The organism is Flavobacterium sp. WV_118_3 (assembly GCF_039778605.1).
Classification (GTDB): Bacteria; Bacteroidota; Bacteroidia; order Flavobacteriales; family Flavobacteriaceae; genus Flavobacterium.
This window is the reverse complement of record NZ_CP156060.1, coordinates 1,183,954-1,198,663: the sequence shown is the minus strand read 5'-3', so window position 1 is coordinate 1,198,663 and position 14,710 is coordinate 1,183,954. Positions and strand designations below refer to the sequence as shown.

At 40.3% G+C, this 14,710-nt stretch carries 9 protein-coding genes and 3 tRNA genes; 6 read left to right on the top strand and 6 right to left on the bottom strand.

Features of this window, described 5'->3' with window-relative positions:
* Nucleotides 1-31: 31 nt before the first annotated feature.
* From ABFU83_RS05515 to ABFU83_RS05500, 4 genes are all read right to left on the bottom strand, one after another.
* A complete protein-coding gene (locus tag ABFU83_RS05515; RefSeq protein WP_347069499.1) occupies nt 32-2,542 on the bottom strand; it encodes a leucine-rich repeat protein in 2,511 nt (836 codons plus the stop codon).
* A 273-nt stretch (nt 2,543-2,815) separates the two neighbouring features.
* Nucleotides 2,816-2,889, bottom strand: a tRNA-Arg gene (locus tag ABFU83_RS05510).
* 40 nt (nt 2,890-2,929) lie between these two features.
* Nucleotides 2,930-3,004 (bottom strand) — tRNA-Pro (locus ABFU83_RS05505).
* A gap of 7 nt (nt 3,005-3,011) precedes the next feature.
* Nucleotides 3,012-3,095 (bottom strand) — tRNA-Ser (locus ABFU83_RS05500).
* A 321-nt stretch (nt 3,096-3,416) separates the two neighbouring features.
* Between ABFU83_RS05500 and ABFU83_RS05495 the strand changes: the two genes are divergently transcribed.
* Both ABFU83_RS05495 and ABFU83_RS05490 read left to right on the top strand, forming a co-directional pair.
* Entirely contained in the window at nt 3,417-4,595 is a 1,179-nt protein-coding gene (locus ABFU83_RS05495) for an acetyl-CoA C-acyltransferase (protein ID WP_347069497.1), read from the top strand.
* A gap of 85 nt (nt 4,596-4,680) precedes the next feature.
* Nucleotides 4,681-5,442, top strand: coding sequence for a C40 family peptidase (locus ABFU83_RS05490; protein ID WP_347069496.1), 762 nt, complete (start codon nt 4,681-4,683; stop codon nt 5,440-5,442).
* 37 nt (nt 5,443-5,479) lie between these two features.
* Here the strand turns inward: ABFU83_RS05490 and ABFU83_RS05485 are convergent, their stop codons facing one another.
* Nucleotides 5,480-6,793 carry a tetratricopeptide repeat protein gene (locus tag ABFU83_RS05485; protein ID WP_347069495.1) on the bottom strand — a complete coding sequence of 438 codons (1,314 nt, stop codon included), beginning with the start codon at nt 6,791-6,793 and terminating at the stop codon, nt 5,480-5,482.
* Between the two features lie 24 nt (nt 6,794-6,817).
* Complete coding sequence (gene gyrA, locus ABFU83_RS05480) at nt 6,818-9,316, bottom strand: DNA gyrase subunit A (protein ID WP_347069494.1); 2,499 nt, start codon at nt 9,314-9,316, stop codon at nt 6,818-6,820.
* Nucleotides 9,317-9,583: 267 nt separating this feature from the next.
* On the opposite strand from gyrA, the gene ABFU83_RS05475 reads away from it, so the two are divergent.
* From ABFU83_RS05475 to ABFU83_RS05460, 4 genes are all read left to right on the top strand, one after another.
* Nucleotides 9,584-12,130, top strand: a complete 2,547-nt coding sequence (locus ABFU83_RS05475) for an ATP-dependent Clp protease ATP-binding subunit (RefSeq protein WP_347069493.1) — start codon at nt 9,584-9,586, stop codon at nt 12,128-12,130.
* Nucleotides 12,131-12,211: 81 nt separating this feature from the next.
* Nucleotides 12,212-13,579 (top strand): 30S ribosomal protein S6--L-glutamate ligase, encoded by a 1,368-nt coding sequence (gene rimK, locus ABFU83_RS05470; RefSeq protein ID WP_136401723.1) that lies wholly within the window; start codon nt 12,212-12,214, stop codon nt 13,577-13,579.
* 9 nt (nt 13,580-13,588) lie between these two features.
* Nucleotides 13,589-14,104, top strand: coding sequence for a YetF domain-containing protein (locus ABFU83_RS05465; RefSeq protein ID WP_347069492.1), 516 nt, complete (start codon nt 13,589-13,591; stop codon nt 14,102-14,104).
* A 10-nt stretch (nt 14,105-14,114) separates the two neighbouring features.
* Nucleotides 14,115-14,696 carry a TMEM175 family protein gene (locus ABFU83_RS05460; protein WP_347069490.1) on the top strand — a complete coding sequence of 194 codons (582 nt, stop codon included), beginning with the start codon at nt 14,115-14,117 and terminating at the stop codon, nt 14,694-14,696.
* The last annotated feature ends 14 nt before the right edge of the window (nt 14,697-14,710 follow it).

Sequence of the window (14,710 nt, the reverse complement as noted above, 5' to 3'; positions counted from 1 at the left end):
ATAACGAATGAAAAAAAGTGTTGTAACGATTCTAGCTAATCTCAAAAGTGAGTAATGCTTTGAACCTCTCCAATCCATAAGCATTTGTTTTTTCGAGAATCGGTAACAATTCTTTTGCTGTAAACGATTCCTCGGTAATATTGTTTTGCTCCCGCCATAGTTTAACTCCTTGTGTGCAAGCGCCGGTAATGGTTTTGTAATACGCCTCCGTTATCACGGTTTCTTCGTGGATCGGTTCTTTTTTTATTTTTTTGGCTATAATTTTAAACTGTAAATCTTCCATCGCTTTTTTTACCGTTTCGCCATGGGCAAAAAAACCGTCTTTTCCGACTAAAAATGTTTCGGATAAATCCGGAACGCCGTCAATACATTCATTAAAAATAGAACCACTATGGATCTCTATTCCATTTAAAGTTTTGGATTTTTCGATAATGGTTAATAATCCATCTACCGATTTTACAGCATATCGATGTTGTCCAAATTGTACGTCAGTTAACGTGCTACAAAATCTAAAATTGTCATATCCGATAGCGGTTAACATCGGAGCTTCAAAACCGGTTAGCGCGTAACACCTGTAAAAATTGTCTTCTCCGATAGTAGTGAGCACAGGAGTCTCGACATTGATTAGTACCTTACACTCATTAAAATTTTTATCCCCAATTGAAGTCAATATCGGAGCCTCGAAACGCGTTAAAGCGTCACATTCTTTAAAATTGCTTCCCTCCATAGCCAATAGCACGGGCGCCTTGAAGTTGACCAGCAGATCGCATCTTCTAAAATTCTCTTTTCCCATAGCCGTCAACGCAGGAATCTCTAAGTGGGTAAAACTATTCGATCGGAAGAAATTGGTGTCTCCAATAGTGCTTAGCATAGGAACCTCTAAGTGACATAGTGTCAAACAATTGTTAAAATTCAGATTCCCCATAGCAACCAACGCGGGCGCCTGGAAATGGGTTAGCGCATCACAATCGTCGAAATTGTAATTTCGCATCGTCTTCAGCATCGGAGCCTCGAAACTAGTTAGCACGCTACAAGACATAAAATTGGTGCTTCCAATAGACGTTAGTATGGGAGCCTTAAAAAAGGTAAGTGACCGACAAAATTGAAAATTGTTTTTTCCGATTGAGGGCAACACAGGTGCCTTAAAGCCAATTAATGCGTCACATTCATAGAAATTTTTGTTTCCGATGGAAGTCAACTCAGAAGCTTCGAAATTGGCTAAAACATTACAATATCTAAAATTGCCATTTCCGATAGTCGTCAGTGTAGGATTGTCGAATCCGATTAATGCATTACACTGGTAAAAATTATTATCTCCGATAGCTGTCAATACAGGAGTTTTAAAGTTCATCAGCATGTGACACTCATAGAAATTTTTATTTCCGATAGTAGCTAGCATCGGAGCTTTAAAATCGGTTAATGCATTACATTCATAGCAGTTTTTATCCCCAATTGAAGTCAAAAGAGGGACTTTAAAGCCCGTTAATGTGTTACACTCATAGAAATTTTTATCTCCGATAATCGTTAGCATTGGCGCCTCAAAATCAATTAACGCATTACATTCGTAGAAATTTTTGTTTCCGATGGTCGTCAACGCAGGAGCTTCGAAACTACTGAACCCGCATTCGTAAAAATTACGATCCCCGATGATCGTCAGCAAAGGAGCTATAAAGCGCGTTAGCGTCTTACAGAATCTAAAATTTTTGTTTTCGATAACCGTCAGCATCGGAGCTTCGAAACGGGTTAGGCTTTTACAACCGTAAAAATTGTCATTTCCGAAAGCCGTTAGTACCGGAGCAACAAAGTCGCTTAGCACTTCACATCGATCGAAATTATCGTTTCCGATACCTTCTAGCTTGGGTAATTCAATCCCGGTTAGTTCGGTACAAAGCCCAAAATTGAAGTCTCCGATAGAAGTCAGTTCGGGCGCTTCAAAGTCGGTTAGTGCCTTACATTGGTAGAAATTTTTGTTCCCAATTTCATCCAAAATCGGAATCTCCAGGCGGGTTAAGACATCACATTCGTAGAAGTTTTTATCTCCCATGTTTCCTATAATAGTAGCTACGAAATGGGTTAGTGCTTTACAATTGTAGAAGTTTTTGTTTCCGATATTCTCCAGCTTAGGTGCTTCGAAACCGATTAGCGCTTTACAATTGTAGAAGTTTTTACTTCTCATGGTATACAACTCGGGAACTTCAACACTCGTTAAGCTACTACATTGGTTAAAATTTCTGTCCCACATAGACCTTAGTTGGGGAGCCACCAAGGTCGTTAACGCATTACATTCATAGAAAGTATCGCTATATATCGACAATAGTTCCGGAGCCTCCACGCGGGTTAGCGCGTTGCAAAATCTGAAATTTCCATTTTGGATAAAACTCAATCCGGGTGCTATAACGGTAACAAGATCCGGTTGATTTTGAATCACCCCATCCCCTATCAGTACTACATTTTTCGGTAAATAAAGTACACCGTCCTTTATATCGCTTGAATCAATATGTATTAAGATATCGTGTTTGCCGGGCTCTTTTTGTATTTTCATGGTTGTATTTTATAAGAAACTGCTATCTACCCGTAGGACTATATCAAAACCAACAAATCCAAATCGTTAACAGGAACTACATATTTTTTGGATATCCTTTTTTTCTTACAGAATAAATAGATTGTAATTTTACAACTATTTTCAGAATAGGCAACAAAAAAAATATGGTCGTATATCAAAAATGATATAAAATAGAATGCAAATGTATAAAGTAAAAAATTTCAGTGAAGTCCAAAAACAAGAAAACCACTGAAAAATCAGTGGTTTAACCTGTGATCGCGACAGGATTCGAACCTGTGACCGCCTGCTTAGAAGGCAGGTGCTCTATCCAACTGAGCTACGCGACCTAAATCCTTTATTTCAATTTAAATTGGGAATTGAAATTTGTCGGGGTGGCAGGATTCGAACCTGCGACCTCCTGGTCCCAAACCAGGCGCGATGACCGGGCTACGCTACACCCCGAAAAAAGCGGAGAGACAGGGACTCGAACCCTGGCGACGGTTACCCGTCGACAGATTAGCAATCTGCTCCGTTACCACTCCGGCACCTCTCCTGCTTAGTAAGGAAATACTTCCTTGTTTGCGGTTGCAAATGTAGAACAACATTCCATTTCTTGCAAGTATTTCCGAGTGTTTTTTTTATTTTTTTTACTTTTTATTTAAAACTATTTCACTGTCAACAACATAGAAATTACAAAAAATTTACAATTTCATCACCCGAAGCGACTTTCCGGTATTTAAAGGCTTCCGAAAACATTTGTAAGTAAAGTATTCGGCAGTCAACGCTAAGAAAATAACGGCACACTATATATATCTGCATAAAATTGGTTAAATTCGCAACTTCAAGAATAATAACAAACCAACAACTAATAATCATGAGTAAAAAAGTAGTAATCGTTTCAGCGGTTAGAACCCCGATAGGAAGCTTTATGGGTGCTTTATCTACTGTAACAGCGCCTCAGTTAGGAGCTACTGCAATAAAAGGAGCCTTAAACAAGATCAATTTAGATCCGAACCTGGTTGACGAAGTAATAATGGGTAATGTGGTTCAGGCCGGAGTTGGACAGGCACCAGCACGTCAGGCAGCGATTTACGCCGGACTTCCAAACAGTGTTGTATGTACAACTGTAAACAAAGTATGTGCATCAGGAATGAAATCTATTATGCAGGGCGCACAAGCTATCATGGCTGGTGATGCTGAAGTCGTAGTAGCCGGAGGTATGGAAAACATGAGTTTGATTCCCCACTACGTACACTTACGAAACGGATATAAATTTGGCCCGGCTTCTATGGTAGATGGTATGCAGAAAGACGGTTTAACCGATGCTTACGATAACAATGCTATGGGGGTATCTGCCGATTTATGTGCTACCGAATATAAAATCACCCGTGAAGAGCAGGATGCTTTTGCGATTCAATCGTATGAGCGTTCGGCAAAAGCATGGGATGCCAATAAATTTGATAATGAAATCGTACCGGTAGCCGTTCCACAACGTAAAGGTGATCCGATCATGGTAACCAAAGATGAGGAATACACGAACGTAAAGTTAGACAAGATTCCTACGCTAAACGCTGTATTTACTAAGGACGGAACGGTAACTGCCGCAAACGCTTCTACAATCAACGACGGAGCTGCTGCAGTGGTATTAATGAGCGAAGACAAAGCCAATGCGCTTGGTTTAAAACCGCTTGCTTATATTAAAAGTTATGCTGACGCTGCACAAGAGCCAAAATGGTTTACGACAGCACCGGCAAAAGCGTTACCTAAAGCATTAGACAAAGCTGGAATCACTCTTGCCGACGTAGATTTCTTCGAATTTAACGAAGCGTTCTCGGTAGTAGGATTGGCAAATGCTAAAATCTTAGGATTGGAAAATGATAAAGTAAACGTAAACGGTGGTGCAGTATCTTTAGGGCACCCGCTGGGATGTTCCGGAGCGCGTATCGTGGTTACGCTATTAAACGTTTTAGAACAAAACAATGCCAAAATCGGTGCAGCTGCTATCTGTAATGGTGGTGGTGGTGCTTCGGCCATTGTGATCGAAAGAGCTTAATTAGAATTTATAAATGATGCGTTTTAAATCGGGCGGGTTTCCCGGAAAGATTTAAGGCGCATCATTCACTTTAAAATCAATCTGAATGTTTGCAATTTGTAATCTTGCTATTGTACCATTACGTGCCGAATCCAACGACAGAAGCGAATTAGTTTCCCAGGTTTTATTTGGGGAACATTTCAAAATTTTAGAACAAACCACCAATTGGGCTAAAATTAAACTGGCATTCGACGGTTACGAAGGTTGGGTTGACAATAAACAGTTTCAGCTAATTTCAGAAGAACAGTATCAGGCGATTTCCAATTCGGCAGCGATCTTAAACGCCGATCTGATCGAATATATTACCACTCCGAATAATTTTCTCATTCCGATTCCGATTGGAAGTTCACTTTCCTTTTTGGATTTTCCGGAAATTAACACCGCTCAGTTTTCCTTTGAAGGTGTAAAAATTTGTGGTATCAAGCCCAAATCGGAGTTGATCAAAACCGCTTTTATGTATCTGAACGCGCCGTATTTATGGGGCGGTAAAACACCTTTTGGAATCGATTGTTCCGGTTTTACACAAATGGTGTACAAACTAAACGGCTATTCGATTTTACGGGACGCTTCACAACAAGCCACACAAGGCGAAGCATTGAGTTTTATAGAAGAAAGTGAACCGGGGGATCTGGCCTTCTTTGATAATGAAGAAGGGAAAATTATCCATGTGGGAATGATCATGGAAAACAACTATATCATTCATGCCCATGGAAAAGTCCGCATTGACCGACTGGATCATCTTGGAATTTACAATGTCGACACCGGAAGGCATTCGCATAATCTCCGTGTCATCAAAAAAATAGTATAAAAAAAACCGAAACGTAACGTTTCGGTTTTTTTATATTTTATTTCTGTGCTTTCAACGCTTTGTATTTCGCATCCATTTCCAACACCTGATAAGCGTTTAACAATACCGCTTTGATGTTTGGTTCTTTTGGTTCGATTTGCAATGCTTTTTCGAAATACGGTAAAGCATCGACATACATTTTATTACGTTTTGCTTTTAACTCGTCAAATCGTTTGTTGTCTTTTGGAGTCGTTCCCAAAGAGTTCATCTCTTTTACCATTTTGTCCTCTCCATGTAACATTAACGCTCCTAAGTTATTATACGCATTAAAATAATTTGGATTTACTTCGATCGCTCTTTTATAATATTTCTTAGCATCTTCCACATCACCAGAATTTGTACTGATCACCCCAAGGTTGAACAACAAATCGGCATCGTTGGGATCTTTCTCCAATACTTCGGTAATCACACGCTTATAGTTGGTAAAATCTTTAGCGTCCAAATATAAATTCGCTTCTGCCAACATCAAACTGGTATCACCTGGATTAGCCGCTTTGGCTTCTGTGATGGCTTTTTTAGCTTCATCCACTTTACCCTGATGTACTAAGATTGAAGCGATGTTTTTATAGATCTCACCTCTTTTCGAAGGCACTTTTTCATCTCTTGGTTTTTCGTGTACGCCTAATTTGATTGACGCTTTACGGTCGGCATCCGAGTTAAAAGTTTCTTCATTTCCGGAAGCTTTATTTACAGCGTAATACATCGTTCCTTCACCGGAATAATTGATATTTTTTAACTCATACAAATATTTTAACGCCAAATCAAAATCCTGAGCCTGTAATGCTAAGATCGAAGCATTGTATAAATTTCCTTCGTCTTTTTTATCCAGATTATAAATCGCTTCGAAAACCTGAGCCGCTTCTTTAAATTTAGAAGCCTGATTCAATGTAATCGCATAATTGATCAATACCGGTTTATACTCGGAAATCGTTTCGTTAATATCGTCCGTATATAGTTTTTTACCGCTTTTTTTCTCGAAATCCAGGGCTGCATTTAAACCTGATGCCATTTCATTAATTTTAGCCGGTGTAAATACCTTTGCTAAAGTTTGTGCATTTGGCGCCGTTCCCACTGTCATTAATTCTAATAACGGTGTCATCGATTTATAGAAATTAGCATATACCTGATCGGCTTCTGCCATTCCGGACATACCACTTAATTTATTAACCGCCGATTTGTATTCGGATATTTCCGAAGTAGACAATTGATCTTTGGCATATAATTTTTTCAGCGTTTTCAACTCGTCTTTCTGCGCAAATGAAGCCACAGAGAAAAACATTGATGTCGCTAATAAAGCATATTTAATTTTCATCTGTTAGTTATTTAGGTTGTTTATTTATTCTTGAGATTCGGTTATTTCTGAGTTATCCATATCTTCATTTTCCGATCCGTCATTTTCTTCGCGCATTACTTTGGTAACAGCAGCGATCGAATCGTTTCCTTTGATATTAATCAAACGTACCCCTTGTGTCGCACGTCCCATAACTCTTAAATCGGAAACCGCCATACGAATCGTTAATCCGGATTTATTGATAATCATCAAATCATCGGCATCGGTCACATTATTAATCGAAACCAGGCTTCCGGTTTTATCGGTAATATTAAGCGTTTTCACCCCTTTACCACCGCGGTTTGTAATACGGTAATCTTCCAATGACGAACGTTTTCCGTATCCATTTTCCGAAACAACCAAAATTTCGCTTTCCATATCATTTACGGAAACCATTCCGATTACTTCGTCTTTCTCGTCAGCTAAAGTAATACCGCGAACTCCCGAAGCACTTCTTCCCATCGGACGGGTTTTTCCTTCTTCGAAACGAACCAGTTTTCCGGATTTCACCGCAATTAGAATCTGACTTTCTCCGTTGGTTAATTTTGCTTCCAGTAGTTCATCGTCTTCTTTAATCGTAATCGCATTGATACCATTTTGACGCGGACGGGAATATTGTTCCAACGGTGTCTTTTTAACCTGACCTTGTTTAGTAGCCATGATCACATAATGACTGTTGATGTAGTCTTCGTCTTTTAAATCCTGCGTACAGATAAATGCTTTTACTTTATCGTCGTTTTCGATATTAATAAGGTTTTGGATGGCTCTACCTTTACTGGTTTTGCTTCCTTCCGGAATTTCGTAAACGCGCATCCAGAAACATTTTCCTTTTTGCGTGAAGAACAACATATATTGGTGGTTGGTTGCTACAAACAAATGTTCCAGGAAATCCTGGTCGCGCGTGGCCACACCTTTTTGTCCTACTCCTCCTCTGTTTTGTGTTTTGTATTCCGATAGCGGTGTACGTTTGATATATCCGGCATGCGAAATCGTGATCACCACATTTTCATCAGCGATCAAATCTTCGATACTCACATCACCACCGGCATATTCGATAACCGAACGACGGTTGTCTCCGTATTTATCACGGATTTCGGCTAACTCGTCTTTAATAACACCCATTCTCATTTCCTTGCTTGCCAATAATTCTCGTAAATAAGCAATCAATTTCATGATCTCGTCGTATTCCGCACGTAACTTATCCTGCTCCAGTCCGGTTAACTGACGTAAACGCATTTCTACGATAGCACGCGATTGGATATCCGATAAATTAAAGCGCTCTACTAATTTTTCTTTGGCTTCATCGGCGTTTTTAGACGCACGAATCAACGCGATTACTTCGTCAATATTATCCGAAGCAATGATCAGACCTTCTAAGATATGCGCTCTTTCTTCTGCTTTGCGCAAATCGAATTCCGCACGACGGGTAACCACCTCATGACGGTGTTCCACAAAATAGTGGATCAGATCTTTTAGGTTTAGCAATTGCGGACGTCCTTTTACCAATGCGATATTATTCACACTGAACGACGACTGTAACTGCGTATATTTATAAAGGGTATTCAATACGATATTCGGAACCGCCTCGCGTTTTAACACATAAACGATACGCATACCGTTACGATCCGATTCGTCCCGAATGGTCGAAATACCTTCAATTCTCTTTTCATTCACCAGGTCGGCAGTCTTTTTGATCATTTCCGCCTTATTCACCTGGTATGGGATTTCCGTTACGATAATCGACTCACGACCGTCAACCTCTTCGAAGTTGGCTTTCGCACGAACCACCACACGTCCTCTACCGGTTTTAAAAGCTTCACGAACACCTTCGTAACCATAAATCACACCTCCGGTTGGGAAATCCGGTGCCTTGATATACTGCATTAGCTCATCTATCTCGATATCATTATTATCGATATACGCCAGCGTACCATCTATCACTTCCGTTAAATTGTGTGGCGCCATATTGGTTGCCATACCTACCGCAATACCGGAAGCTCCGTTAATTAACAGGTTCGGGATTTTGGTTGGCATTACTTTAGGTTCTTCTAAAGTATCGTCAAAGTTTAACTGGAAATCAACTGTTTCTTTATCAATATCGGCAAGAATTTCTTCCGAAAGTTTTTTCATTCTTGCTTCCGTATAACGCATAGCTGCCGGACTATCGCCATCGATAGAACCGAAGTTCCCCTGGCCGTCCACTAAAAGATATCGCAAACTCCATTCCTGAGCCATACGAACCATAGCATCGTAAACAGAGCTATCCCCGTGCGGGTGATATTTACCCAGAACCTCTCCTACGATTCTGGCGGATTTTTTATGTGCTCTATTCGATAATACTCCTAATTCATACATTCCGAACAATACTCTTCGGTGAACCGGTTTCAAGCCATCTCTAACATCAGGAAGCGCCCTTGATACAATTACTGACATCGAATAATCGATGTAAGCAGATTTCATTTCGTCCTCAATGTTAATAGGAATTAACTTTTCTCCTTCAGACATAAGTTGTTATATTAAAAAATTATAGTTATTTCAAAACGTGCCAATATACATATTTTTCCAGTAAAGAATCACATTTTTCTGTATAAATTTCAGCGATTTATCAACAGTAAAAACCACCGGAATGCTTAAAAATTCACACTTTTTAACTTTTATATGTCATTTTTTTTTTGTCAATTAGCATAAAGGAGATCCCTCAAAATGTCAGGTATGGTTTTTGCTTTATCCTACCTGAATTAGTAAATTTACAGTATAAAGTATTTTTAAGTAATGGACGATAATTTTTCACCAAGAGTTAAGGACGTAATTAGCTATAGTAAAGAAGAGGCTTTACGATTAGGACATGACTTTATCGGTACGGAACACTTAATGTTAGGCATTTTAAGAGACGGTAACGGAACCGCGATTAATATATTAAATAATCTGGATGTAGATTTAGAACATTTACGCAGAAAAGTTGAAGTATTAAGCCCCGCCAATCCCACTATCGATCGCAGTAACGAAAAGAAAAACCTACATCTGACACGTCAGGCAGAACGTGCTTTACGAACCACTTTTTTAGAAGCTAAAGTATTCCAGAGTACTTCGATAAGTACCGCTCATCTATTGTTGTGTATTCTCCGAAATGAGAACGATCCGACAACAAAGCTTTTAAACAAATTAAAAATTGACTACGAAATCGTTAAAGAACAATTTATTGCTATGACATCAAACGAAGAAGATTACCTAGATAACCTGCCAAAAGCCGAGTCGTTTAATGACGATTCCGGACAAGATGACAGTTTGCGTGACACGGGTTTTAATAATCCGGGAACAGGCAAAACCAATAAAAAATCGAAAACACCGGTTCTGGACAATTTCGGACGTGATTTAACCGAATTAGCCGAAGAAGGCAAACTGGATCCGGTTGTAGGTCGGGAAAAAGAAATCGAACGGGTTTCACAGATTCTAAGCCGTCGTAAAAAGAACAACCCGTTATTAATCGGAGAACCGGGAGTGGGTAAATCGGCCATTGCCGAAGGATTGGCGTTACGTATCATCCAGAAAAAGGTGTCCCGTATTTTGTTTAACAAAAGGGTCGTAACACTGGATCTTGCGAGTCTGGTAGCCGGAACCAAATACCGTGGTCAGTTCGAAGAGCGTATGAAAGCTGTAATGAACGAATTGGAAAAAAACGACGACATCATTTTGTTTATCGACGAAATCCACACCATTGTGGGTGCCGGAGGCGCTACGGGTTCACTCGATGCTTCCAATATGTTCAAACCGGCGTTAGCACGTGGCGAAATCCAGTGTATTGGTGCTACAACGCTTGACGAATACCGTCAGTACATCGAAAAAGACGGTGCTTTGGAAAGACGTTTCCAGAAAGTAATTGTGGAACCTACATCGGTAGAGGAAACCATTACAATTCTGAACAATATCAAAAACAAATACGAAGATCACCATAACGTAATTTACACACCGGAAGCTATCGAAGCCTGTGTGAAATTAACCAACCGTTATATGTCGGAACGCTTCCTGCCGGACAAAGCGATCGATGCTTTGGACGAAGCCGGTTCCCGCGTTCACATTACCAACATCGACGTACCGAAACAAATCCTTGATTTGGAACGTCAATTGGAAGAAGTACGCGAACTGAAAAATTCGGTGGTTAAAAAACAGAAATACGAAGAAGCGGCAAAATTACGCGATGATGAAAAGCGCATTGAAAAAGACCTTGCCATCGCTCAGGAGCAATGGGAAGAAGACGCCAAAAACAATCGTATTACAGTAACCGAAGATAATGTAGCCGATGTTGTTTCGATGATGACCGGTATACCGGTAAACCGTATTGCACAAACCGAAAGTAATAAACTGGCGCATTTACCTGAATTGATCAAAGGAAAAGTAATTGGTCAGGATGAAGCGGTTTTAAAAATTGCAAAATCCATCCAACGTAACCGTGCCGGATTAAAAGATCCGAGCAAACCAATTGGCTCTTTTATCTTCCTGGGACAAACCGGGGTTGGTAAAACGCAATTGGCCAAAGTAATTGCTAAAGAATTATTCGATTCGGAAGATGCTTTGGTTCGTATCGATATGAGTGAATATATGGAGAAATTCGCCATCTCAAGATTGGTTGGAGCGCCTCCGGGATACGTAGGCTATGAAGAAGGTGGACAACTTACCGAAAAAGTAAGACGTAAACCGTATTGTGTTGTCCTTTTAGACGAGATCGAAAAAGCCCATCCGGACGTTTTCAACATGATGTTACAGGTATTGGACGATGGACATTTAACCGACAGTTTAGGTCGTAAAATTGACTTCCGCAATACGATTATCATTATGACATCCAATGTAGGAGCGCGCCAGTTAAAAGACTTCGGTCAGGGTGTTGGTTTCGGAACCACAGCCCGACAGTCGCAGGTGGATGAGAATTCAAAAGGTATTATTGAAAATGCACTTAAAAAAGCATTTGCTCCGGAATTCTTAAATCGTATTGATGATGTAATTGTATTTAATCCGCTTGAAAAAGAACATATCGACAAAATTATCGATATCGAGTTGGAAAAACTATATGCACGAGTGGCCGATTTAGGATACAAATTATCCTTATCCGAAAAAGCCAAAGATTTTATCGCCGATAAAGGATTTGACAAACAATTCGGAGCCCGACCACTAAAACGAGCGATTCAGAAATATGTGGAAGATACGCTGGCAGAGGAAATCATCACCTCTAAAATACACGAAGGCGATGAAATCTTTATGGACCTTGAAGAAGGCAGTCAGGAACTCACCGTAGCCATTAAAAAAGCTGAAAAACCTACTAATTAAGTAGGTTTTTTCTTTTTTAAGCAAATGTGTTTGGCATTTCAAAAAAAGTAGTACTTTAGAATTACAAATACAAACAAAGAAATGCTAGACAAAGTTATTGTAGGTAGTGAAGAATGGTGCTCTTTTCCTGCTCTTGGAATTCCAACCATCAAAGCCCGGGTCGATTCCGGGGCAAAAACTTCGGCATTGCATGCCACCAACATTGTACCGTTTGAAAAAAATGGTGAAAACTGGGTAAAATTCGATATTAACCCAATTCAGAATAACATCAAAGCCGTTATTCATTGCGAAGCACTTTTAATTGACAAACGTGTCGTAAAGAGTTCGAGCGGTTACCGCGAACTGCGTTATGTGATCCGAACCGTACTGGAAATCGGTGGTAGCGAATGGGATGTAGAACTAACACTAACCAATCGTGACTCGATGGGATTCCGTATGCTTTTGGGACGGGAAGCCATGTCGGGACGTATATTGGTAGATCCGGAACAAAAATACCTTTTGGGTCATCCGACAAAAGAAAAAATCAAAGAATACTATTATAGCGAAGATACCGCCAAAAAAGGTCTTCGTATCGGTTTATTGGCCAGCAACCCGGAACTTTACAGTAATAAGCGTATTATAGAAGCCGGAGAAATGCGGGGACACGAAATGCATTTCCTAAACCTGAAATACTGTTATATGAAACTCGACGCTACGGCGCCCGAAATTCATTACCGCGGTGGTCGGGTTTTGAACGATTTTGACGCTGTAATTCCAAGGATTCGTCCCAGTATGACCTATTACGGTTGTGCCTTAACGCGACAATTCGAAGCACTAAAAGTTTTTAGTTTAAACAGCTCCGCAGCAATCAGTCAGTCGCGCGACAAACTGTTTTCCCTGCAATTACTTCTAAATAATGGTGTTGATATTCCCACAACCGGATTTGCCAATTCCCCACTCGACACCAATGACCTGATCAAGATGGTAGGTGGTTCTCCTTTAATTGTAAAATTACTGGAAGGAACGCAAGGAAAAGGTGTGGTATTGGCCGAAACTAAAAAAGCTGCAGAAAGTGTAATCAATGCTTTTAAAAGCTTAAATGCCAACATCCTCGTACAGGAATTTATCAAAGAAGCCAACGGAAAAGACCTTCGTTTGTTTGTAGTCGACGGAAAAGTGGTTGCCGCCATGCAGCGGGAAGCTTTACCAGGTGAATTCCGGGCCAACATCCATTTGGGCGGAACGGCATCAGTTGTAAAAGTAACGGCCGAAGAAAAACGCATTGCGATCAAAGCAGCCAAAGCGATGAATTTAAAAGTTGCCGGAGTAGATATTATCCGTTCGTCAAAAGGACCGTTATTACTGGAAGTGAACTCCTCGCCCGGATTGGAAGGGATCGAAGGCGCGACACAAAAAGACATTGCAGGTGAAATGATCAAAGCCATCGAGAAAAACTTTAAATGGAAATAAACACCGGATATGGAAGCCTACCTGGATATAATCGTCAGAAGTTCCGCCGTATATATCTTTATGGTGGTAGCCCTCCGTATTTTTGGTAAAAAACAATTATCGCAGCTCAATACGGCCGATGTCATCCTGATATTACTGATCAGTAATGCTGTTCAGAACGCCATGGTTGGAAGTGATTCCAGCCTTTCGGGAGGATTAGCGGCCGCATTGGTGCTGTTTATCATCAACTTTATCTTTAAAAAGTTACTGTTTAAATACAAAAAACTCAGTAACCTGTTACAAGACAAACCGGAAATACTGATCCATAACGGAAAACTGGAATTCGACACCTTAAGCCGACTCGGTATTACATCCGACGAGTTATATGAAGCCATCCGCGAACACGGAATCGAGCGTTACAAAGACGTCAAACTGGCCATGCTGGAAATCGATGGAAACATTAGTGTGATCTCCGGTGATCAGAATTTACGTCAAACCCATCACAAACGCAGGATTCACAAAACCCTGCGCAACGAAAACCTCTAAATCCTCCTCTATGAACAAAACCCGACTGGAAGCTTTTAGCGACGGCGTACTCGCCATTATTATTACCATTATGGTTTTGGAAATCAAAGTGCCACACGAGGTAAGTTTTAGTGCGTTAAAACCTATTTTGCCAGTATTCCTGAGTTATGTATTGAGCTTTATCTATGTAGGCATCTATTGGAACAACCACCACCATATGCTGCATACGGTAAAACAAATTTCGGGTGGTATCTTATGGGCCAACCTACATTTATTGTTTTGGTTGTCAATGATACCCTTCGCAACCGCATGGATTGGCGAAAATCATTTTGCTCCTATTCCAATGATGCTCTACGGAATCGTACTGTTATTATGTGCATTAGCCTATTTTATACTGCAATATCTGATCCTGAAAAAACACGGTCCGGATTCGGTTTTATCCAAAGCCATCGGAAACGATAGTAAAGGAAAACTATCACCCGTTTTTTATATCTTAGGGATAATCGCCTCCAATTACAACGGACTAATTGCCGGTGCATTTTACGTTCTGGTGGCCATTATGTGGCTTATTCCGGATAAAAGAATAGAACGAATACTGGATCATTCCGAATAACCTAAATTCAAATC

Coding starts and splice junctions, on each gene's coding strand:
- gyrA (WP_347069494.1), bottom strand. CDS start 9,316: ATGTCTGAAGGAGAAAAGTTAATTCCTATTAACATTGAGGACGAAATG.
- ABFU83_RS05515 (WP_347069499.1), bottom strand. CDS start 2,542: ATGAAAATACAAAAAGAGCCCGGCAAACACGATATCTTAATACATATT.
- ABFU83_RS05485 (WP_347069495.1), bottom strand. CDS start 6,793: ATGAAAATTAAATATGCTTTATTAGCGACATCAATGTTTTTCTCTGTG.
- rimK (WP_136401723.1), top strand. CDS start 12,212: ATGCTAGACAAAGTTATTGTAGGTAGTGAAGAATGGTGCTCTTTTCCT.
- ABFU83_RS05475 (WP_347069493.1), top strand. CDS start 9,584: ATGGACGATAATTTTTCACCAAGAGTTAAGGACGTAATTAGCTATAGT.
- ABFU83_RS05465 (WP_347069492.1), top strand. CDS start 13,589: ATGGAAGCCTACCTGGATATAATCGTCAGAAGTTCCGCCGTATATATC.
- ABFU83_RS05460 (WP_347069490.1), top strand. CDS start 14,115: ATGAACAAAACCCGACTGGAAGCTTTTAGCGACGGCGTACTCGCCATT.
- ABFU83_RS05495 (WP_347069497.1), top strand. CDS start 3,417: ATGAGTAAAAAAGTAGTAATCGTTTCAGCGGTTAGAACCCCGATAGGA.
- ABFU83_RS05490 (WP_347069496.1), top strand. CDS start 4,681: ATGTTTGCAATTTGTAATCTTGCTATTGTACCATTACGTGCCGAATCC.